The organism is Pantoea sp. BL1 (genome assembly GCF_000963985.1).
Classification (GTDB): domain Bacteria; phylum Pseudomonadota; class Gammaproteobacteria; order Enterobacterales; family Enterobacteriaceae; genus Pantoea; species Pantoea rwandensis_B.
In genome coordinates, this window is the sequence record NZ_JZRH01000029.1 from 1 (window position 1) to 1274 (window position 1274).

General features: G+C 56.1%; 1 protein-coding gene. It reads left to right on the forward strand.

Features of this window, described 5'->3' with window-relative positions:
* Positions 1-39 precede the first annotated feature (39 nt).
* Positions 40-1274 (forward strand): IS4 family transposase (locus VH86_RS14515; protein ID WP_045833326.1); only part of this gene is annotated, 1235 nt, incomplete at its 3' end.

Here is a 1274-nt window from a genome sequence, read left to right on the forward strand (position 1 = left end):
TGTAAGAATCCGGAAACGCTTCGTTTCCGGATTTTTTTTATGCAGCTCAGTCAGGCCCTTGATATCGTCTCTCGTTACGATTCTCTTCGTCATCCTCTGAATACGCTCGCGGATGTTCTTGACCCTGCGCTCATCAGCCGCTGCCTTGAGGAAGCTGGCACGGTCACGCTCCGCAAGCGCAGACTCACTACAGATATGATGGTCTGGTGTCTCATCGGCATGGCCCTTGAGCGCAAAGAACCCCTTCACGCCATCGTTAATCGCCTTGATATTCTGTTACCGGGAAACCGTCCTTTCGTTGCGCCCAGCGCCGTAGTGCAGGCAAGGCAGCGGCTGGGGGACGACGCTGTACGGCGGGTTTTCGAACAGAGCAGCGAGCTCTGGAATGCACAGACTTCCCACCCTGACTGGTGTGGTCTGACGCTGTACGCTGTTGACGGCGTTGTCTGGCGCACGCCAGAAACGCCTGATAATGAGAAGGCTTTCGTCCGTTCAGGCACGGTGGCAGGCGCCTCGCCTTATCCGCAGGTTCGCATGGTCTGCCTGATGGAACTCACCAGCCATCTTATCAGCGGCGCCGCGATGGGCTGCCAGAACGAGAATGAGATGGTGCTGGCAGAAGGTCTCATTGAACGCGCGTGCGACAACAGCCTGACTCTCTTCGATAAGGGCTACACGTCATTCGGTCTGCTTAGCGCCTGGCATGAGGCCGGCGAAAACCGTCACTGGATGATAGCGGCACGTAAAGACCTGCAGTACGAAGAGGTCCGTCGTCTGGGGAAGGGAGACATACTTATCCGGGTAAAAACCTCTGCTCAGTCACGGAAGAAATGGCCGCATCTGGCGGCGCACACAGAGATGAGGATGATAAGCCGGGAAATAAAAGGCCGGACGTGGCGGTTCCTGACGTCGATGACGGATGCGATGCGTTACCCGGGTAAAGAAATAGCGGATCTCTACAGTCATCGCTGGGAGATAGAGCTGGGATATCGTGAAATAAAGCAGGGTCTCCAGGACAGCAGGCTCACGCTTCGCAGCAGGAAGCCGGAGATGGTAAGGCAGGAGCTGTGGGGCGTGCTGCTGGCCTACAATCTGGTGAGATATCAGATGATAAGAATGGCCTCAACGCTGAAGGGATACTGGCCTAACCAGCTCAGCTTCAGGGAATCGACAGCGTGGGTGATGAAACTGCTCTGGACACTGGAAGGCGCTTCGCCTGGGCGTATCCCGGAACTGGTGAAGGACGTAAGTTCGATAGCAGAGATGGTCAGACT